Origin of the sequence: Cyanobacterium sp. IPPAS B-1200 (assembly GCF_001747005.2) — a bacterium.
GTDB lineage: Bacteria > Cyanobacteriota > Cyanobacteriia > Cyanobacteriales > Cyanobacteriaceae > Cyanobacterium.
Genome location: NZ_CP182899.1, coordinates 213,119 through 234,483, shown reverse-complemented (window position 1 = coordinate 234,483; position 21,365 = coordinate 213,119). Strand labels below are relative to the sequence as shown.

Below are 21,365 nucleotides of genomic sequence, written 5' to 3'. Positions count from 1 at the left end.
TATATTTTTAATTATCAATATGTTTACTACTAATTTTTGTACGTTTTACCCTACCTCAACTTTGTTTTGTCCTTACCTTTTAAATAAGTTATTTTTATATTAATTAATAAATGTAATCAAAATATTGATTTACTCTCATTTCTCATGGTCATAGGTGATAAATAGTATTTGTTTATCATCACAATATTTAAGTTTTTAAAGATAAAATAAAAGAAACAACAAAAAATATTATTTAAAAGTCCTATGAAAGCAATTTCATATTTTTTAGTCATTTATGTATCGTTTATACTCAACTAGACTAAGTATAGGATAATAGTAAATAGATAAAAATAGTTAAAAATTATGTTGCTATTGTTATTGATAATAAAAAAGTAAGAGCGATCGCCCCTACCCATAAAATAAAAATATAACTATTTAAAAAATGTTAAAAAGTAATAGTTTGAGAGAAAATTAAACATTAAAACGGAATAATAATACATCTCCTTCTTGCACTACATATTCCTTACCTTCAGCCCTAACCAAACCCTTTTCCTTGGCTGCCCCCATACTGCCACAACTAACCAAATCATTATAGGCAACAGTTTCAGCACGGATAAAACCCCTTTCAAAATCAGAATGGATTACCCCCGCGGCTTGGGGGGCTTTCATTCCCGCAATAATAGTCCATGCTTTAGTTTCCGTTTCCCCAGTGGTGAGATAGGTGCGTAATCCGAGTAATTCATAAGTAGCCCTAATCAAAGACTGCAAACCCCCTTCTTCAACCCCCAAAGATTCCAAAAATTCCGCCTTTTCCTCTGGCCCTAATTCCACCAACTCCGATTCTACTTGCGCAGAAACGATGACAACCATGGCATTTTGTTTGGTAGCCTCTGCTTTCACTCCTTCTACCCATTGATTACCTGTGGCTAAATCTTCATCACTGACATTGGCGGCATAGATGACGGGTTTTGAGGTTAGCAAACCAAGGGGCTTGATAATTTCTTCCTCCTCGGGGGTAAATTCTAATTCCCTAACGGCTTTACCTTCGTTGAGGATGGGTAAGATTTTTTCTAATATTTCCATTTCTGCCACTGCTTCTTTGTTGTTGCTTTTGGCTTGTTTTTTGAGTCTTTCCACTCGGCGCTCAACTTGAGTTAAATCAGCGAGGGATAATTCTAAATTAATAACTTCCATGTCACGTACAGGATCTACTGACCCAGAAACATGGATAATATCATCACTATCAAAACATCTGACCACATGGATAATGGCATCTACTTCTCTGATATTGGCGAGGAATTGGTTTCCTAATCCTTCCCCTTTACTAGCACCTTTTACTAATCCTGCGATGTCCACAAATTCGATACGGGTGGGGACAATTTTTACGGAGTTCGATATTTTTGCAAGTACTTCCAAACGCTCATCTGGCACTGCTACAACCCCCACATTAGGCTCGATGGTACAAAAGGGGAAATTGGCGGCATCGGCTTTGGCATTGGCTACTACGGCATTAAATAAGGTTGATTTTCCTACGTTGGGAAGTCCGACGATTCCTGCTCTTAACATATAACTTTTATTTTACTGGTCAACACTTCATTATCTGCTAAGGGCGATCGATTAATCAACTATTGACTAAATATGGGGTGATGGACTCACTGCATCATGAAACTGTTATATATTATTCTCATTTGACTATTACATCAATTGATTATTATTTGCAATAATTTTCAAGATTGGTTATAAATGAGAAAAGAAATCAATAGCGTTTGTGACAATAAACCTATGCTATGTTTTTACATAATCCTTTAATAATAGCAAGTACAGTAATTTGCCATGACTGTTGATACAGAAATAAGACCTGTTGAAACTAGCCGTTCATTAAAAAAATTAAAAATTCAGAACAATAGCAAAAAAACACAATTGATAATTATATTTATTTGTGTAGCTCTACTGTTAACTTTTTTTATTTCTTTATCATCTGGTTCAGTTTCTCTTACGTTTACAGAAATCTATCAAGCCCTCAGACATCAAGGGGAAGAAATTAATCAAGTAATCATTTGGGATTTAAGATTACCTCGTATATTGGCTGCGTTTTTGGTTGGTGCGGCTTTAGGTACTTCTGGGGCGTTGTTACAAGGAATGTTACGTAATGCTTTGGCAACTCCTTTTTTACTGGGAATTTCCGCTGGGGCGGGGTTAGTAGTAGTGGTGTTAATCACCCTCAATGTTTTTCTGTACATGATTCCCCTTGCTTCTTGGTTAGGGGCAGTGTTAACCACTGCCTTAGTTTATTCCTTGGCAAGGACGGGAAATGGTATCGGCGTAGAGCGTTTAATTTTGGGAGGAGTGGCGGTTTCGTCTCTGTTTGGGGCGATACAAACTACTTTGCTTTTGCTCTCGGATGATGGCAGGATTCAACGGGCTCTTAATTGGATTGTGGGGAGTCTTAATGGTCGTGGTTGGGCGGAGTTACGCCTTGCTAGTCCTTACATTCTAGTGGCGATCGCCTTTGCTTGTTTATTAGCCCGTTTTGTCAATGTCCTTAACCTCGGTGATGATTTGGCGGTGGGTTTGGGGATTCCCCTGGGGCGATCGCGCTTACTCATCGGTGGCACCGCAACCCTATTGGCGGCAGGGGCTGTGAGCATTGCAGGACTAATTGGCTTTGTGGGTTTACTTGTACCCCACACCATGCGCTTTTTATTCAAAAGTAATGATTATCGTCTTTTAATACCCATGTCTGCATTAGGGGGGGCGATGGTGTTGTCTTGGGCGGATTTACTTTCTCGCATCGGTGCGGTGGAGTTGCCCGTGGGCGCTGTTACGGCCCTCATCGGTTCGCCCCTTTTTGTTTGGTTATTGTATAAACGCTCTTTTTAAGATAATTTATTATGCCTCTAAATACTTATAACCTATATGGTGGTTACGGTAAAAGTGCCATTATCAAATCCGTTGATTTCGATTTAGAAAGGGGAGAATGGCTTAGTTTAGTGGGTGCTAACGGCTCAGGAAAATCAACCCTCCTCAAGCTCATCTGTCGCATCCTCAAACCTAGTCAGGGAAAAATTTTACTTGATAGTAAAGACATTCATAAACTTCCTCCCCAAACCGTAGCCAAAAAAATCGCTATCCTACCCCAACAGCAAACCATACCCCAAGGTTTAACAGTCCGTCAGTTAGTTAGTTTGGGGCGTACCCCTCACCAATCATGGTATCAATGGGATTTGACAGGGGAAGACCAACAGGCGGTACATCAAGCCCTTACAGAGACTGAATTAACAGCTTATGGCGATCGCCCCGTAAGCGAATTATCAGGGGGAGAAAGACAGAGAGCCTTTTTAGCCCTTGCCCTCGCCCAAAATCCCCAAGTGTTATTACTCGATGAACCTACCACCTACCTTGATATTCATTATCAACTGCAACTATTAGAACTATTGAAACAGTTAAATCGACAGGGTTTGACCATTATAACAGTATTACACGAGATTAACCTTGCGGTGCGCTATAGCGATCGCCTTGCCCTCCTCAAACAAGGACAAATCTATCAAATCGGCGACATAGACACCGTCTTAACCCCCGAAAATATCTCCGCTGTTTTCGATGTAGAAACCATCATTATTGATACCCCCATCGGCAAACAAATTTGTCCCCTTAGTACCTCTGTTGCCGCTAACCCTTTTAACAAGGGGCTTAAGCCCCTTGCCTCCTAATAAGCCTCTTGCCTCCTAATAAGTTTCTTGCTTCCTAATAAATCTCTTGCCTCCTAATAAGTACCAAAACCATGAGAGTCAAAATCTTTCATAGTTGAGAAATTTAAAAAACCTAACATTCACTCTCCGCTTATTAAGGGGGGTTAGGGGGGATCTATTAAAAAAAATAGAACGATAAAACTTGAAAACTTTATAAAAACTCATCAAAAAAATGAACAAAACCCAACGACAAATAATAAAAAAATCTACCCTATTATCATTAACAGTTCTTGCCATAACTAATCCCGTAGAAGCCCAAGAAACAACCATAAAAAATCAACAGCAACCCTTGATTGTTGCCCAAAATAATAGCAAAACCACCATTACAGGTATCCAAATAAATCCCCGAGAATCAGGAATCGAAATCACCATCGAAACCGATGACGGCACCCGCCCCGTTCCCCTAATTATGAACGAATCAGAGCAAGTAATCATTGACTTTGTAGATACCACCCTCAACATTAACGGTGACAACCAATTTCAAGTAAATGACATTAGCTTAGACATTAGTAACATTACCCTTAGCACCCTTGATGATAACACCGTCAGAATCGTAGTTACAGGCACTCAACAAACCCCGTTCGGTGAAATAGTACCCTCCCCCGACAACCTAGTTTTGAGCCTAACCACAGGGCAACGAAACACAGCACAAAACATTTTTAACCAAGATGACATTACCATCACCATCACAGGTACACGAACCGCCCGAAGACTTCTTGATTCTGCCAACTCCATTACCATTATCGACTCCCAACAAATAGAAAGACAACTAATTCAAAATATCCAAGACTTGGTTAGATATGAGCCTGGGGTATCCGTCGGCAGAGCATCAAATCGTTTTGGTAATCAAGATTTTAATATTCGGGGCATTGACGGCAACCGAGTATTATTACAAGTAGATGGTATTAGAGTACCTGATAATTTCGTGGGTAGAGGTAGGGATTATTTTAATTTAGAAACCACCAAACGGGTAGAAATTATTAAAGGGCCAGCTTCTGCTTTATACGGTAGTGATGCCATTGGGGGTGTAGTTTCTTTTATTACCAAAGACCCTCAAGATTATCTGGATGTTTTTGGAAACTCCTTTTATACCAGTGGGCAGATAGGTTACGATAGCCGAGATGAAAGTATTTCTCTCACAGGGGTATTAGCAGGGGAAGATGAAGACGGAAAACTACAATTTTCTACGGTGTTTGGTTTTGGTAGTGGCTCAGAATTTAAAACGAGGGGAGATGCGATCGCCAATCCTCAAGACACCGGAGATTTAAGCCTTACGGCGAAGTTAGTCTATAACTTTAATGACCATAGTAGCCTTAAATTTACAGGAGAATTTTTAGACGAAGAAGTAGAAACCAACCTTCTTGATGAAGTGGGTAGAACACCTTTTAACCTTCGCCCCCCTAATCTTGTATTCTTTGATCGCCAATTATCCGAAGCCACAGATACCCGTAAAAGAAACCGTTTCAGCCTCGACTACAACAGCACCAACCCCAGCCCTTCATGGTTAGATGCCATCAACGCCAAGATATATTATCAAGATGCTTTTATTCGAGAACAAAAAATATCTAGCGGTATCCAACAATCCCTTGGCATGGGGCCACCGAGATTTGCCCCTGTCACCAGAGATGAAATTAACGAGTTTTCCCAAGAAGTGTTTGGCGGTGAAATTCAGTTACAAAGTGACTTTCAAACCGCTAGAGCATCCCATCGTTTAGTTTATGGCTTAGAGTTATTTAACACCAGCACTTCTCGCCCAAGGGATAATACCTTAATTTTCGGTGATGGCACTACCAGTAAATTTGTCATTGGGGAGGAATTTCCTAACAAGACTTTCCCTGATACTGATACCCTTCGCATCGGGGCGTATATTCAGGATGAAATTGAAATGGGTAAATGGTCAATAATACCCGGTTTACGGTGGGATTATTTTAGTCTCAATGCCAATGAGGATGATGATTTTCGCCGTATTAATGTAGATAATTTCGAGGTGGAAAATCGTAATGACTCGGCTTTTTCTCCCAAAATTGGCGTAGTTTACAAGGCTACCCCAGAGTTATCTTTATATGGACAATATGCTAGAGGTTTTCGCAGTCCTCCCTATGATGATGCTAATATTGGTTTTACTAATTTTGCTTTTCAATATGCGGTGTTGCCTAATGGTGATTTAAGCCCTGAAACCAGTGATAGTTTTGAAATTGGGGTACGTGGTTCATATCCTCAAGTGGATTTTAGTTTGGCAGGATTTTATAACAACTACAATAATTTTATCGATAATGTGGCTCTGGGCGATCGCCCCAGTGACGGATTTAGACAATTTCAAGCTCAAAACATTGATAGTGCAGAAATTTACGGTGTAGAAGCAAGGGCAGAATATTTCTTTAACCCCACCAGACAAGACGGTTTTAGCTTAGTGAGTAGCCTAGCATGGACTGAAGGTAATAATAACAGTGATGGTAATTCTGTACCACTCAACTCCATTGATCCCTTTCAAGCCGTAGTGGGTTTACGGTATCGAGCCCCCGAAGATAGATGGGGTTCAGAATTAGTTGGAACATTTGTAGGAGCAAAAACAAACGCTGATGGAGATGATTTATTCCTTCCCAATGGTTACTTTTTACTAGACTTAATTGGCTACTATAATTTTTCCAAAAATACTTCTTTAAACGTTGGTTTATTTAACTTATTTGACCAAAAATATTTTGTCTGGTCAGATGTCCGTGGCACTACCGTTGATAATGCTAATCTAGAACGTTTTGCCCCTCCAGGATTTAATGCAGGAATTAACTTTAGACTACGTTTTTAATGGAGTGTTATCTTGCATCTTAATCGGCTTTTATCCTAACAAAAAAGCTTTGTGAGGCAAGGGGCTTAAGCCCCTTGTTAATAATTTGTGCTCAAATCCATCTATTCAAACACTTTAAAAATATGAATATTAAATCTATTAATTCAATATTGTTATCTTTTTTCTTAATAACCATTACTGCCTGTAATAATTCCGATAATATTGCTTTACAAGAGAATCAACAAGAAAGTATCAATACTGAATTAGAAACAGTTAATCAACCCCAGAGAATTATTGCCTTAACCTCCTTGAGTGCAGATATTATTTATCAACTAAACCCTGAAAAATTAGTAGGAATTCCGGGTAGTAGCCTCACCAGAAATGACCCCAGATTTGCTGATTATCCTACCGTCAGTGAAGGAAATGCACCCCCAGACTTAGAAAAAATAGTCGCCCTTGAGCCAGATTTGGTCATTGGTGCGGAGGGTTTTAGTGATCAAACCTTAGCAAAACTGGAAGAAGTAGGCATCAAAACCATTTCTACCAACGTGGATAATTTAGAATCTTTGACAACATTAACCCAAAATATAGCCTCTATCATAGGGGAAGATGCTCAATCCCTTGTGGATAGTTACCAAAACTGGATACCTGCACAGGTAAACTCTGATACTTCCGTGGTGGTTTTGGTAAGTCGTCAACCTATTCTCGCCCCCAATAAAAATAGTTGGGCAGGGGATTTATTAAATCAGTTTCAATTTAATAATGTGGTGGCAGATTTACAAGGTAGCTCACAATTTGGAGGTTATGTAACTTTATCTCCTGAGAAAATTTTGGAAACTGATCCAGAGATTATCATTTTAGTAGATCCTGGGCAACAGGGTATAGAAGAACAAATGAAAACAGAGTCTTTCTGGGGCAATTTACGGGCAGTGAAGGAGGATAATGTTCATGTTTTTGATTACTATGGGTTGGTGAATCCTGGCAATACTGGCAAGGTGGAGGAAACCATTAATAAATTATCTGCTTTGACAAAAGATTAGGTTCAAATGTTCAAAGATTGATTTTTTCAACTACTTATTTTCTTAACAATCTCTACAAGGTACATAGAGAATGACTATTAATCTTTATAGTTTTTTGCTAAGTACAAAATCGTACATTAGTTTTGAAAAAATAATGTTATTCTCGGCTTAGGTTTGAATAATTTGATTCTTGATGAATTTTAATTTTAATTGCTTTTAATAATTTGGCTAAAAGTCAAGTATGGCTTCTGGTGAAAATAAAAATGTAGTACCTTAATTTTAAAATCAAAAGTAAAAATTGTTTACCTAATGTTGTTTCAAAAATAAGAGCATAAAATTATGGGTTCGAAAAATAAAATCAAAGCAACAGCTAAAAATATCGAAGGTAAAATCCAAGAAACCTACGGTAATGCTACAGGTTCAGCTAAAAATGAAGCTGAGGGAAAAGCCAAGCAAGTGGATGCAAAGATTAAACATACCACTGAAGATGTTAAGGATGAGACAAAAAAAGCGATGGATTAATTTTCATAACATCATAGTTTTTTAGGGTAGTTTTATGGGGGATGGTATCAAGATAAATGGTTAGTATTATTTATTGATCACTTGTTTAAAAGTCCCTCATTTTAGTTAATAGTTTATAAAAAAATTAACCTAGGTATTAAGTACGAAATATATTCATTTTTGCGGAGGGTATATGATTTTATTAAGACCAATTTATAAATCTTTTATCACTATTAGTTTAGTGTTACTTATTTCCATGGTTACAGCTTTTGGTTTTATGGGTGGAAATAGTTTTGCGTCAACAAAGCCAATGTACTCTATAAGTCCTTTAAGTAATCAGATAGCGTGGGGAGATGAAGATATAGAAACTGGTGATAAAAATCTTGAGGGAAAAACGGAGATTCAGATGGAAGAGTCTCAGAAGCTAGACAGCGAAACTCAAGACAGTATCAGTAATGCTATTCAAAATCCTAGCTACAAACCCAACAAAGGACAGATTCAAAAAGAAGAGCGTCAATCAACAAAAGATATAAAAGCGGAAGCTCGTGATGCGATGCTTTCTAATTAAACTTTTGCCACAAGTAAGTGCGATCGCACTTTAATCCCTTTTAGTGAAGTTGATAAATAGTCTTTAAGTATGAATTTGTTAATGATTTCTAATAGATCATTAGTTAAAGCATTTTCAACCAAACTCACACAGATTTACTCTGAATTTTTGATAGTTAATAGGATTCACGTAATGATAACGATATTTTGTTATTGCCGGACACCAAGCAATTTCAACATCTGTAAACTTATATGAATCTCTGCTTAACTAGATTTTTAATAAAAATAATTTAATCAATAACAATTCAATTTTTTTTGGAGAATAATATGATTTTATTTAAACAAATTCGTAAGTTATTGTTAATGACAATTACTTTGTTTTTCGTTATTTCAACAGTCACCGCTTTTGGTGCTATGGATGATAGCTACGCTGCACAACTAGGAAATTCATCCATAACCCCCCCCACAAATCAAATTGCATGGGGTTGGGGTAAACGTTCAGAAGCTCTCGCCAAGGACATCGAGGGTAAAGCCCAAGAGGCACTCGGTAATATAACAGGTGATCCCAAAGATCAATTAATGGGTAATGCCAAGCAGGTAGAAAGTCGGGCGATGAACAAAAAAGAAGACATGAAAGACAGTATGAAGTCAAAAGGTCGCTCAAAAGCTGTAACTAAAAATCTCGAAGGTAAGGCTCAAGAAGCTGTGGGTAATACCACAGGAGACTCAAAAGATAAGTTAATGGGCAATGTCAAGCAAGTAGAAAGTCAAGTTCGCAATGCGATCGAAGATATAAAAGGTAACTAAACTTTTTTAGAGAAATGGGCAATGACAATTTAAACAATTTAGTCAAGTCTGTTTTTCGTTTTATGAAAAAATCACTGTAATATTTTTGAGAGGAAAAAAATGCCGAATATAGTATGGACAGGAGTAGGGGTTTTAATAATTTTATGGTTGTTAGGATTCTCTATCAACATTGGGGGAGGTTTAATTCATATCCTTCTCGTTTTAGCTCTTATTGGTATTGTTTACAATTTAATGGTCGGTCGCAGAGTTTAATTCCAAAAACATTAAATGAGTGATAGAAAACAATGAATAAAGATCCATCAGAAAGTAATCTTGATCGACAACAAGAACTTCGACACGAGGAAGAAGCCTTTTTATTGCGAAAAGAGGAAAGAACATTAAGAACAAGACAACGGGATTCTTCTTATGCTTGGATTCTCAGGAGTATTTATATCCTAATTGGATTTTTGCAAATATTACTGAGTTTACGATTCTTTCTTCGTTTGATGGGTGCGAATACTCAAAATCAGTTTACTCAATTTATTTACGGTATTTCTGATGTTTTTGTTGCACCCTTTTCTACGTTATTTACGAGCCTTGCCGCTGAGGATAGCGCAAATCCTATCGGTGAAGGAAACATTTTTGATCTCAATGTATTAATGGCCATTGTCGTTTATGCTGTTTTAGGTTGGCTTGGGGTGAGTTTAGTTAAATATATCTATGCTCGGCGTTGAAAAAGTAACCGTTTGATAGGAAATTAATGTACTTGTCGGCATTTATCTTGACTTTGTAGTGGGGTTAGGATAGATAGCCGACATTTTTGATGAAATATGTATTTATACCCTAGATACTACACTCATTAATTAAAGCAAGAAAACCTTTCCCTGTCCTAATTAACCCATTTTTTTATCAAGTCCTAAGTAGGTTGGCGAAATTAATTATAGCTCTTATTTTATTAAGATTCTTGTGAACAAGGGGTTTAAACCCCTTGCCTAAATCGATTTAATTATGCCTACTTACTCAATTAGTTAGTTGATTTATTTCGTCTAATTGATTTTGTCGATTAAATCTCTCCCAAGTAATTCCATTAACATCTTTTTCTTCACTGAATTTTTCGGCGGTGGAATCTTGCCACCCCAGATGTCTTAGGCTGCCAGAAGGAACATTTTTATCCACTCTGACAGAAAAGTTTACAGTTTCTGTTTCCCAGAGGGCATATTGATTCTCCACAATTATGATGGGTGAAGCGGATAAACGTTTATTATAGTCTTTGATGCTTTCTGTGAGGTTGTCTGTGGAAATGGCGATATGAATTTTTTTTGACATTTTATATCTGCTTTCAATGGGGTTTTGATGATGAGAAAATATTACGTATTGACGCTTTTTTGTTTCACTTATTTTAGTACATTTTTTTACCCTCAATGGTCTGACGTATCTGGGCAACTCAAGGCGCAGGATTCGTCAGTGGAAAGTTTGGAGGAAAATGTTTTTTTTGCTGATGTGATGGTGCGTGGCAACCCTATATTTCAGATAGGGGGTTTGGTGGATATAACGGCAAAGGAAAGGGCGAGAACTATAAATCGTCGTATTGCTAGTTTGGTGAGTCAGTCGGATTCATTTAATTCTGTGCAAATTGCTTTAATTGATGGGGGTAGTAGTGCTCTATTGCAGGTTAATAATCGAGTTTTGATGACGGTGACAAGTCAGGATGCCCTTGATTTTAATGTTTCGGTGAAGGAGTTGGCGCAGTTATGGGCGCAGGATTTAGATGATAGTTTGAGTCAGCCTAGTTTTATGGTGGATGTGGCTCAAAGATTGGATGTTACTATTCAAAATCTAATTCAGGATACTATTGATAATTTGCCTTCTTTTATGGGGGCTTTCATCGTGGTTGTTTTTACTTGGTTGGTGGCGATCGCAGTTAAAAATATTGCTTATTTATGGGCTGAAAAGACTGAGGGCGATCGCAGTACAGATATATTAATAAGTCGCTTGTGTTATGGAGGAGTTTGGATAGTCGGCAGTGTAATCAGTTTAGGGATTTTAGGTCTAGATTTTGGATTGTTACTCGGTACTTTGGGCTTAACCAGTGTCGCCATTGGTTTTAGTCTCAAGGATGTTTTGGGTAACTACATTTCTGGGGTTATTTTACTAGCCGCCCGTCCTTTTCGCATTAATGATCAAGTAGTTATCACCGATTATGAAGGAACTATCACTCAAATTCAGTTAAGGGCTATCACACTACAAACCTATGATGGGCGGTTAGTTTATATTCCCAATCAGCAAGTGTTTCAAAGTAGCATTGTCAATATTACTGCTTCTCCTTTTCGCCGCAGTAGCATAATCTTGGGGGTAGAGTACGATTCGGACTTAGATTTTGTAAAACAAATCATTCGGGCAACAGTGGTTAACACCGAGGGGGTAGAGTCAGAGCGCGAAATAATGATTTTAGTAACAGAATTGATTCCTAGTACCGTTAATATTGAAGTTTTGTTTTGGGTTAACTCCCGTCGTCAATCTTTTTTAAAAGTAACCTCGGATGTGTGTCAGGGCATTAAGGAAGTCTTGGAAAAAGAAAATATTAAAACTCCCACCAATAGTTATGTAATTACTTTGGATAACCCTTCTTTGTTACAAGGTGGTTTGCATCCAACGGATACAACTTCTTAATTCGTTTTCCATATCGGCAGGTGAGCCATAGTGTCTTCTACCATGGCCGGGTAATACCCAAGAAAAGGAATAATCAGTTAATTTTTCGGTGGATTTTACCAATTTTTCCCAAGAATACCAGCAATGATTTTTAAAGGCTATCAATGTATTTAGTTTATCTGACCACGCTAGATGGTCTCCTGTAAAGAAAAATTTGTTGTTGTATAACATGACGGTATGTCCTTTGGTATGCCCGGGTACAGGAATGATAATAATATCATCAGCAAACTGTAGTGGTTCGTTTATGTCAAGGGGAATTTCGATATTTTTGGTTTTATCGCTGATTTCGTCACGATGTAAGATGCGATCGCATTTAAAATACTCATGAAACTGTTGATGATCTGCAATATCATCCCGATGGGTAAGATACATATATCTTACTCCCCCCATCTCCTCTAGTTTTTTTACCAAAGGAGCATTAAAGCGAGGGGAATCAACCAAAATATTACCCTCCTCCCGTTGGATAAAATAGGAAGCAGCCGCAAAAGATTTTGGGGAATGATAGCCACAATGATAGACATTTTCATCTACCAAAATAGGAAAGGTATCCTGTACCTGATCAATGTTTTCAGGAGGTTTTATGGTACCAATGGAATTTGTAGGGCAAGACAACAACGCTTGTAGGGCTTTTATTTCTTCCTCCAAATTAGAAGGTTGATGGGATACCGCCGACTGTTTTCCCACCCTCGAAAAAGTTGATTGCGCCATCCAACGACAAGTATCACAATCAATGCAACTGCTATCTACATAAAAATTACCCGAAATATTTTCCTCTCGTTTTTCTGTTAGAGATGCCATAATTTTAGCCTTGAGTGCTACTATTCCAGTTTAGCCCACGAAAATAGAGTGATGGGCTGAAACAGTGGACTATAAGCTGTTATTATTTTTTGCCTTAACTATCTACTACTATCACCATTGCCCACCGTACCTAAAACACTTTTCATCAAGACCTAAACATAAGTAAATCTAATCATTACAATAACAGGTAAATGGATTTAGAAAAAAGTGTAAAGAAATATGTAGAAAATAATGTTTTAGAATCAAGGAATTGTAGGAAAAAGAGTATTAATGCCTATGAAACAGTGATCAAGGGAAAAAATAAGATTAGTTAAATTAATAAAAATCAGAATAAATATTAATGGAAAAAAAAATGTTTTCTGAAAGAAGATGATCCCCCTTCATGATAAGATTGAAACTCGAAAAGCAAAAGCCTAACAACTGACTTCTATTTATAGAGGTTGTTAACAATAAAGCTATAAAGAAAATTTATATATTTGGAGGATGCCACTAATGGCACAAGCTGGATTTAAAGCTGGTGTTCAGGATTATCGTTTAACCTACTACACCCCTGATTACACCCCTAAAGATACCGATTTATTAGCCTGTTTTAGAATGACTCCCCAACCAGGAGTTCCCCCCGAAGAATGTGCGGCGGCGGTAGCGGCTGAATCTTCTACTGGTACTTGGACCACCGTATGGACTGATGGTCTAACCGACTTGGATCGTTATAAAGGTCGTTGTTACAACGTTGAGCCTGTACCCGGTGAAGATAACCAATATTTCGTATTTGTTGCTTATCCTTTAGATCTATTTGAAGAAGGTTCTATCACTAACGTATTAACCTCCTTAGTCGGTAACGTATTCGGATTCAAAGCTCTTCGTGCGTTACGTTTAGAAGACATCCGTTTCCCCGTTGCTCTAATCAAAACCTACCAAGGACCTCCTCACGGTATCACCGTAGAGCGTGACTTGTTAAACAAATATGGTCGTCCTCTCTTGGGTTGTACCATTAAGCCCAAATTAGGTTTATCTGCTAAAAACTACGGTCGTGCAGTTTATGAATGTCTCCGTGGTGGTTTAGACTTCACCAAAGATGACGAAAACATTAACTCTCAGCCCTTCATGCGTTGGAGAGATCGTTTCTTATTCGTTCAAGAGGCGATCGTAAAAGCTCAAGCCGAAACCAATGAAATGAAAGGTCACTACCTCAACGTTACCGCTGGTACTTGTGAGGAAATGATGAAACGTGCTGAATTCGCTAAAGAAATCGGTACTCCTATCATCATGCACGATTTCTTCACTGGTGGTTTCACTGCTAACACCACCCTTGCTAAATGGTGTCGTGACAACGGAATTTTACTACACATTCACCGCGCTATGCACGCAGTAGTTGACCGTCAGAAAAACCATGGTATTCACTTCCGTGTTTTAGCTAAGTGTCTCCGTCTATCTGGTGGTGACCACTTACACTCTGGTACCGTTGTAGGTAAACTAGAGGGTGATCGCGCTGTAACCCTTGGTTTCGTTGACCTCATGCGTGAAGACTACGTAGAAGAAGATCGTTCTCGTGGTGTATTCTTTACCCAAGACTACGCTTCCTTACCTGGTGTAATGCCTGTCGCTTCTGGTGGTATCCACGTATGGCATATGCCCGCACTCGTAGAAATCTTCGGTGACGACTCTTGTTTACAGTTCGGTGGTGGTACTCTAGGACACCCTTGGGGTAACGCACCTGGTGCAACCGCTAACCGTGTAGCTTTAGAAGCCTGTGTACAAGCCCGTAACGAAGGTCGTTCTCTTGCCCGTGAAGGTAATGACGTAATCCGTGAGGCTTGTCGTTGGAGTCCTGAACTTGCTGCGGCTTGTGACCTTTGGAAAGAAATCAAGTTCGAGTTTGACACCGTTGACACTCTCTAAATTTTAGTAACTGGGGGTCAGAATTTACGGAAAATAAATGGAAACAGTAATCAATGAACAATAATTCTGAGCATAATAGGAATAATTAAGTAATTGATATAACAAACGAAATTTATTACCGATCTTCTGATTCACCCAAGGGGTTATCCCCACTAAAATTTATGTCTTATAAACAAGCGGTCAAGGATACAGCAAAAGTTTTGCAAGGTTATCTTACCTATCAGGCGGTAAAGCTAATCATTGAACAACTTACCGAAACTAATCCAGCTTTGGCAATTTGGTTAAGAGAGTTTTCCCATAGTCGCTCCATTCAAGATAGTGACAATTATCTTCAGGCTTTGGTGAAGGAAAACAAAGAATTAGTTTTACGGATTTTGACAGTAAGAAAAGACATTGCAGAACAAACGGTGGAGTTTTTGCCAGAAATGGTAAAAACGAATATAGAGCAATCTAATATAGAACATCGTCGCTATCTTTTAGAACGTTTGACTCAAACTCAGTCCTCATCATTAGATGAGACACAAATAGATACCGAATCAAATAAATCAGAAAACAAGGAAGAATAAACCATGCAAACTTTACCTAAAGAGCGTCGTTACGAAACTCTCTCTTATTTACCCCCTTTAACCGATCAACAAATCGTTAAACAGGTTCAATACTTACTCGACCAAGGATTTATTCCTGCGGTAGAATTTGAAAAAGATCCTTTACCTAACGATCACCACTGGACTCTTTGGAAACTACCTTTATTCAATGCTTTTTCTCCTCAAGAAGTATTAAACGAAGTTCGTGAATGTAAAGGTCAGTATTCTGACTCCTACATCAGAGTTATCGGTTTCGACAACCTCAAGCAGTGTCAAACCATGAGTTTCATCGTTCACAAACCTAACACTACCCGTTTCTAGGTTATAGAAAATAAACTCGTCTTTAAGCCCTCCTTTTTTGGAGGGTTTTTTAGTTTTAGGCAATGGGATTGGGAGTCAGGCAAGAGGCTTGGGAGTCAGGCAAGGGGCTTGGGAAGTCAGGCAATGGGATTGGGAGTCAGGCAAGGGGATTGGGAAGTCAGGCAATGGGCTTAAGCCCCTTGTTAAAATTTACAGATTCATCTCATCAATGATTTTCATAGTTTCTATACTTACCGTAGTTACCCTCATCAACAAATCAATTACCTCCTCCTTATAATCAGCAAAACGATAATTGTTAAACTTTTCAGCGATGGTTTTATCCCTTGGTTTTTTCTCCTTATATTGATCCAAAACCCACTCCAAGGCACTACGATTTCCCAATTTATATTCCCATGCCACAGGAGGGATATTTTCTAAAGTGGTAATCTCATCAAGGATAATTTTATGTTTGACTTTGTCCGCTTTCAATTTTACTTTTATTTTAGGTTGAGACTTAGGCAAAGAGCTACTTTCAAGTAAGGGGCTATTTTCAGGCGAGAGGCTAGTTTCAGGCAAAGAGCTATTTTCAGGTGAGGGGCTATTTTCAGGTGAGGGGCTAGTTTCAGGTGAGGGGCTAGTTTCAGGCAAGGGGCTTAAGCCCCTTGTTTTGGCGTTGGGTAAATCAATTCTTCTTAACTTGTAAGGCTCAATGGTTTCATAATTTAAATGTAAATCCATCAACTTTTTGCCCCAATTTGCCCACTGCCAAAAGTCATCATAAAGCGGTATTCTGGGGAATTCCCTTTTTAAATTTAGTTCATATTTTTGGCGATATTCAGGGTTATGTAAAACTCCATAAACATAATTAAAAATGTCTTCTTTAGTAATTAATTCATTATTCTGTGATGAGTTATTTTTAAGTAAAGGATGGTTTTCAAGCAATGGGTTTAAGCCTATTGTTACGGAGTCATTCCATAATGGATTTAAATGCTTTGTTATATTCTGTGTTTGTTGAACAATATTCTTAATGCTGTCTTCCCAAGTTGTTATTATTTGCTCTCCCCAAGTTTCGCTATGCTTGAGATGATTATTTTCAATATATTCTATGGCATTTCGTAAATGTTCCTCATCTTCAATAACTTCTCTATGAAATTTTTGAGCCCAAAATTGTTGACCATTTTCCCAATTGTTTAATTTCTTAAATTCAAAAGAAATAAATCCTTTTAGTTTTCTAATATTTTCTGTTAATTCTTTTTCCGTATTACTACTGATAATTAAATGAACATGATCTGGTAAAACATTAAAAGTGATAATATTAAGACCATATTTTCTCACTGATTCCAAGATTTTTTCAGCTATCAAAACTTTATCTTCTTCACTAAAAATTAATGGTTCTCCTTTTTTCACTCCATAAGTAACCATTCTTTCTGATATACGAGAATTATGGGTAACAAATGTCACAAGCCACCAGTTTTCAGGTGATACATTACTCTCAGGCAATGTACTTAAGCTCATTGTTAAATGTTCGTCGGCAGATAAAGTGCTATTAGAGAGAAAGGAGTTATTGTTGGGGGGCAAGGGGCTTAAGCCCCTTGTTGAGACGTTGTAATGCTCACGAAACAAATCCAATGTCCAATCGGTTATATTCTCTATCCTCTCTCCTTCTTCGTATCTATATAATGGTAAACATTGTGACTTTTCAACAAAGTGTCTTTCAGACAGATATTTAGATGTTAAGCAATGAAATGGTTGATTAAATCCAGTACCAGAAAAAATAATAACTTTATTTATATCGCACAAACTATTTCCAAACATATCATAATGATTTTTAGTGAGTAAATAATTTAATTCATTATCTGCATAGTATTTTTTTAAGATAAAAGGTCTAAAATGAGAATCAACAATCTTGTTTAAAGTAAATGTTACCCTTTTTTTTCTTTCAAGTAAATTATTTAGATCTCTATTCCACTTTATTTTACAACTTTTATTTTTGTTAGATATACTTTGATTATATTGATTAATAAAAAAATCAACTTTTTCTTTTAAATTATTTTTAGAAAAATCGTATATCCATTGATCTCTCCCTGTTTCTAATCCATTAGAAAACAGTTGAAAAATTGCCTCATCACAAACTTGATTTTCTAACTTTCCTGTTACTTCATTCTTAACTGTTTTACTTTTACCTGCTTTGACATCCTTATCAATCAAAGCGATTAAATCATCAAAATCATTATCTGTTTGATTAATCCAATTATTATTTTTGTCAGGTTTTAAACTTGAAAAATTAATACTTTCAATCCTATTTTGAACAAAAAATACTTTTTTATCATCTGCTTTTAAATAATCATCTAATTCATGATAGTAAATCTTAAATCCTTTCTTCTGAGGGTTTTTTATCAAGAAATAAACTGCTACGCCAACTTTTATTAAATCACTAAATACATTTCCTCCCTCTTGTCTTCTTCTTTCACCACTATTACGAGCATTTCCTTTGGTGTTAATAATCCAAATTTCATTAAATTCTTCAGCAACAATTTTTCTAAAACCATCGAAAGCCAAAGCATCAACAAAAGAAGAATTAGACACAAAAGCAACAATTCCCTCATCTCCTAATCTATCCGTTGCCCAACGAAGAAAACGAGTGTACATATCATACACAACGATTTGATTTTGGGCGGTACCTTCTTTTATGTAAGTATCTTTAATTCTTTTATCAATAGTTTCATACTTACGATTAGCATTATTATCATTAAAATTTTCCTGTTTAGCATTGTAGGGAGGATTACCAATAATGACGGAAATATCAGTTTCATTTTGTCGTTTAATTCTTCCTGTATTTTCTTGATTCATAGCGAACAAATCAAATTGTTTACCTGCAAAATTACTGTTATCTAAAGTATCCATTAAACAGATATTATTAAACTCTAAATACTCTCCTATTCTTTGCTGATAAGTATATTCAATATTCAGATTCGCAATGTAGTAGGGCAAAATTGACATCTCATTACAATGAATCTCATGCTGATATTTATGGTCAATATCTCTGGTTAATAAATAATCTAATATTTCTGTGATAAATGTACCCGTACCAGTACAAGGATCTAATATTTCTACTCCCTTATCCCCAAGGGTTTTGTTAAAGTGTTTTTCTAATAAATAATCGGTACTTTGTACCATAAATTTGACTATTTCGTTAGGGGTATAAACAATACCCAATCTGTCTGCTTCTTTGGGATTATAGGCTTTATAAAAGTTTTCGTAAACTACTTTTAAAAATTTTTGTTTTTCTTGGTGATTAACAATGCTGGAAGCGGTGCGAATAATGGCATTATAATAACTTTGAATGGTTTTAAATGTGTTTCTTTTAACGCTACCTGTAAAGAAGGTTTTGATAACTTCATTTAGTTGTTTGGCGATGTTATTTTCTTGGTGAAATTGAGCATCACTAAAAATATTGGTGAATATATCTTCTGTTAAAATGTGTTGAATAATCATCTCTCGGATGTCATCAACGGAGATGTCGGGATTGATAGAGTCTTGACAGACTTTGAGGAATTTATTCCTTGCTTCAATGAATTTTTGATTAGGTTTATTCTCTTCCGAGTTTGTAACAAGGGGCTTAAGCCCCTTGCCTCGTAAATCCTGCCCCTTGCCTCGTAAATCCTGCCCCTTACCTTGAGAGATGATAGGGTCTTGACTATCGATCAAATTTCTAAGAGTATCGATTATGGTGGGTAAGTCTTGGCTGAAAGTGGCGATCGCACTGCGAAAATCTTTTACTTCTGCCCTTTCATAGTCTAAAAATTTATTAATTAACTCATCCAAAGCATCGTCATCATCCATAGGAATCCGCATGGATTCGTTATCGTTTTGGATTAGGATGGCGTTTTTGGTATCCTCAAACAAAATATTATCAGTGGGATAACCTTTTTTGAATTTCGCTTCAATTTCTGCATCAAGGCTATCTTTTTCGTCCTTGGCTTCCCAATATCCCCAATCAAGCCTGAGTGCGTCTTTGACGATGCCATCTAACCTAATTTTAGTCTGCAAACGAGAAGCGATGGTCAATTCCTCTACCAGAATAAAATCCCTCGGGCGACAATAACCATTTAATAAAGTGGCGAAAGCGTAACGGATGGAGCCTTCATTGGTACTGCCTCCATAACGTTTTCTATTTTCCAATTCTTTGCGGTATTGGTTAATGAGAATGCGAGACATAGGCTGATGGGCTTTAAAGGGAACATTTTTTTTAGTTTAGAATAAAGCCGTTCTAAAATTGAATAAGTTTTTTAAATAAACTAAATACCTTTTACTTTCAACATTTACGGGGAATTTAAGTTCGCAGGGAAAAAACCTAATAAGTATTATTGATCTTTAGTGGCGATCGCCAAAGTAGCCCCTTGTACCTGTCTAAGTTGATCCATTACTGATACCACAACCCCGTGGGATACTTTCTCATCAGCATTGATAATTACCATAGCCTCTTGATTTTCACCCATTAAATCAGTAACTTGCGATCGCACATCATCCACTAAAATAGGTTTCCCGTCAAGGAAAGTGCTACCGTCTTCTTGGATGGTGATATTGATTTCCTCCTGCTGATTCGGTTGGGAAGTTTGGGCAGAAGGCAGATTTACTGGTAATCCTTGGGAGCGAATGAGGGATAAACTGGAGATGATGAAAAACGCCAAAATAGAAAAAATAGCGTCAATCATCGGCACAATATTAATTTCCCCCTGCACATCATTTTCTTCAGGTATTCGCATAAGACTTATTTCCTTTTTCATATAAACGACGATACAAAAGCTCTAACTGTCCACCATATTCCTGTATCAAAGCAATTTGGCGTAGATAAAAAGAACGAAAAACATTGGCAAATATCAAAGTTGCGATCGCCACTACCAACCCCATCACCGTAGATACAAGGGCTTCACTGATTCCCCCCGTCACCCCTGCGGTGTTTGTCCCTCCTGCATTACCCAAATCAAGGGATGCAAAGGATTCGATTAAACCCAAGATAGTACCCAACAAACCCAACAAAGGCGCCACCGTAATCACCGTTTGAAAGAAAGTATTAAACCTTTTCAATAGGGGTAATTCTGCTTGGGTTGCGGTTTCTAGGGCAAGGCGAAACTCTGTGGAATCTGCCCCTTCTAATTCTAAAGCCTCCAAAAAGATTCTCGCCATAGGTAGATCTATATTTTTGCGCAAACGGGCGATCGCCGTTACACAATCAGAGCGATAAATTTTCAAAACCTCCCGAATCAAAGGCTTTTCCCTTGACTTAATTCTAGTCCAAAACCAAAACCGCTCCACGATCAAAGCCACCGTAATCAAAGAAAAAACTAATAGGGGAATGGCTACCACCCCTCCCATACTCAACAAATCATCAAAAAACATTTAATCACCACACTAATTGCAAATAGTTATTAATTAAACTCAAAAATATAATATAACAAAATAGTAAAGTTATGTATAATCTTTAGCAATAAAACTGATGAAACTCAGTTTGACAAAAGCCACCTAGTGCGATACATTAGTAGGCTATCACATAAACTTTTGGTTCTAATGGGGGTCAGCCATTAGAGGAAACGGGGAAAGATTGGTGAAAATCCAGCACTGTCCCGCAACTGTAAATAAGACATATCAAGTCTTTGAGTCAGGATGCCCACCAAAATAAATCTACATAATCAAATATCATCTGCGAGGTATG

At 37.4% G+C, this 21,365-nt stretch carries 19 protein-coding genes and 1 riboswitch; of the genes, 13 read left to right on the top strand and 6 right to left on the bottom strand.

What is annotated here, in order from left to right:
• Positions 1 to 450: 450 nt before the first annotated feature.
• On the bottom strand, positions 451 to 1,545 hold the full coding sequence (ychF, locus tag A5482_RS01015) for a redox-regulated ATPase YchF (protein WP_069789938.1): 1,095 nt from the start codon (positions 1,543 to 1,545) through the stop codon (positions 451 to 453).
• Between the two features lie 267 nt (positions 1,546 to 1,812).
• Here ychF and A5482_RS01010 point away from each other — a divergent pair, with 267 nt between their 5' ends.
• The 9 genes from A5482_RS01010 to A5482_RS00970 all read left to right on the top strand — a co-directional run bounded on the left by A5482_RS01010 (position 1,813) and on the right by A5482_RS00970 (position 10,096).
• On the top strand, positions 1,813 to 2,859 hold the full coding sequence (locus tag A5482_RS01010; protein ID WP_083260384.1) for a FecCD family ABC transporter permease: 1,047 nt from the start codon (positions 1,813 to 1,815) through the stop codon (positions 2,857 to 2,859).
• An 11-nt stretch (positions 2,860 to 2,870) separates the two neighbouring features.
• The gene (locus A5482_RS01005) at positions 2,871 to 3,689 is read left to right on the top strand and encodes an ABC transporter ATP-binding protein (RefSeq protein ID WP_069789939.1); all 819 of its coding nucleotides are present in this window, start codon (positions 2,871 to 2,873) and stop codon (positions 3,687 to 3,689) included.
• A gap of 211 nt (positions 3,690 to 3,900) precedes the next feature.
• Positions 3,901 to 6,531: a TonB-dependent hemoglobin/transferrin/lactoferrin family receptor gene (locus tag A5482_RS01000; RefSeq protein WP_069789940.1), complete on the top strand. Its 2,631-nt coding sequence runs from the start codon at positions 3,901 to 3,903 to the stop codon at positions 6,529 to 6,531.
• A gap of 122 nt (positions 6,532 to 6,653) precedes the next feature.
• The gene (locus A5482_RS00995) at positions 6,654 to 7,550 is read left to right on the top strand and encodes an ABC transporter substrate-binding protein (RefSeq protein ID WP_069789941.1); all 897 of its coding nucleotides are present in this window, start codon (positions 6,654 to 6,656) and stop codon (positions 7,548 to 7,550) included.
• A gap of 318 nt (positions 7,551 to 7,868) precedes the next feature.
• Positions 7,869 to 8,051, top strand: a complete 183-nt coding sequence (locus A5482_RS00990) for a CsbD family protein (RefSeq protein ID WP_069789942.1) — start codon at positions 7,869 to 7,871, stop codon at positions 8,049 to 8,051.
• Between the two features lie 172 nt (positions 8,052 to 8,223).
• Positions 8,224 to 8,598, top strand: a complete 375-nt coding sequence (locus A5482_RS00985) for a hypothetical protein (protein ID WP_069789943.1) — start codon at positions 8,224 to 8,226, stop codon at positions 8,596 to 8,598.
• Positions 8,599 to 8,903: 305 nt separating this feature from the next.
• Entirely contained in the window at positions 8,904 to 9,383 is a 480-nt protein-coding gene (locus A5482_RS00980; RefSeq protein ID WP_069789944.1) for a CsbD family protein, read from the top strand.
• Between the two features lie 99 nt (positions 9,384 to 9,482).
• Positions 9,483 to 9,635, top strand: coding sequence for a lmo0937 family membrane protein (locus A5482_RS00975; RefSeq protein WP_141712655.1), 153 nt, complete (start codon positions 9,483 to 9,485; stop codon positions 9,633 to 9,635).
• A 32-nt stretch (positions 9,636 to 9,667) separates the two neighbouring features.
• On the top strand, positions 9,668 to 10,096 hold the full coding sequence (locus A5482_RS00970) for a YggT family protein (protein ID WP_069789945.1): 429 nt from the start codon (positions 9,668 to 9,670) through the stop codon (positions 10,094 to 10,096).
• A gap of 286 nt (positions 10,097 to 10,382) precedes the next feature.
• On the opposite strand, the gene A5482_RS00965 is transcribed toward A5482_RS00970, so the two are convergent.
• On the bottom strand, positions 10,383 to 10,688 hold the full coding sequence (locus A5482_RS00965) for a hypothetical protein (protein ID WP_069789946.1): 306 nt from the start codon (positions 10,686 to 10,688) through the stop codon (positions 10,383 to 10,385).
• 27 nt (positions 10,689 to 10,715) lie between these two features.
• Between A5482_RS00965 and A5482_RS00960 the strand changes: the two genes are divergently transcribed.
• On the top strand, positions 10,716 to 12,032 hold the full coding sequence (locus tag A5482_RS00960) for a mechanosensitive ion channel family protein (protein WP_083260385.1): 1,317 nt from the start codon (positions 10,716 to 10,718) through the stop codon (positions 12,030 to 12,032).
• Here the strand turns inward: A5482_RS00960 and A5482_RS00955 are convergent.
• A complete protein-coding gene (locus A5482_RS00955) occupies positions 11,994 to 12,869 on the bottom strand; it encodes an MBL fold metallo-hydrolase (protein ID WP_069789948.1) in 876 nt (291 codons plus the stop codon). The two genes, A5482_RS00960 and A5482_RS00955, sit on opposite strands and share 39 nt — an antisense overlap.
• Before the next feature lie 492 nt (positions 12,870 to 13,361).
• Here A5482_RS00955 and A5482_RS00950 point away from each other — a divergent pair, with 492 nt between their 5' ends.
• The 3 genes from A5482_RS00950 to A5482_RS00940 all read left to right on the top strand — a co-directional run bounded on the left by A5482_RS00950 (position 13,362) and on the right by A5482_RS00940 (position 15,673).
• Entirely contained in the window at positions 13,362 to 14,768 is a 1,407-nt protein-coding gene (locus A5482_RS00950; RefSeq protein ID WP_069789949.1) for a form I ribulose bisphosphate carboxylase large subunit, read from the top strand.
• A 161-nt stretch (positions 14,769 to 14,929) separates the two neighbouring features.
• Positions 14,930 to 15,334: a chaperonin family protein RbcX gene (locus tag A5482_RS00945; RefSeq protein WP_069789950.1), complete on the top strand. Its 405-nt coding sequence runs from the start codon at positions 14,930 to 14,932 to the stop codon at positions 15,332 to 15,334.
• A 3-nt stretch (positions 15,335 to 15,337) separates the two neighbouring features.
• Positions 15,338 to 15,673, top strand: coding sequence for a ribulose bisphosphate carboxylase small subunit (locus tag A5482_RS00940; RefSeq protein WP_069789951.1), 336 nt, complete (start codon positions 15,338 to 15,340; stop codon positions 15,671 to 15,673).
• 189 nt (positions 15,674 to 15,862) lie between these two features.
• On the opposite strand, the gene A5482_RS00935 is transcribed toward A5482_RS00940, so the two are convergent.
• From A5482_RS00935 to A5482_RS00925, 3 genes are all read right to left on the bottom strand, one after another.
• The gene (locus tag A5482_RS00935) at positions 15,863 to 19,870 is read right to left on the bottom strand and encodes a type ISP restriction/modification enzyme (protein ID WP_083260386.1); all 4,008 of its coding nucleotides are present in this window, start codon (positions 19,868 to 19,870) and stop codon (positions 15,863 to 15,865) included.
• 146 nt (positions 19,871 to 20,016) lie between these two features.
• Positions 20,017 to 20,418 carry an ExbD/TolR family protein gene (locus A5482_RS00930; protein WP_069789952.1) on the bottom strand — a complete coding sequence of 134 codons (402 nt, stop codon included), beginning with the start codon at positions 20,416 to 20,418 and terminating at the stop codon, positions 20,017 to 20,019.
• Entirely contained in the window at positions 20,405 to 21,052 is a 648-nt protein-coding gene (locus A5482_RS00925; protein ID WP_069789953.1) for a MotA/TolQ/ExbB proton channel family protein, read from the bottom strand. The genes A5482_RS00930 and A5482_RS00925 overlap by 14 nt, the downstream gene beginning before the upstream one ends.
• A gap of 143 nt (positions 21,053 to 21,195) precedes the next feature.
• A riboswitch (cobalamin riboswitch) is annotated at positions 21,196 to 21,342 on the top strand.
• Positions 21,343 to 21,365 lie beyond the last annotated feature (23 nt).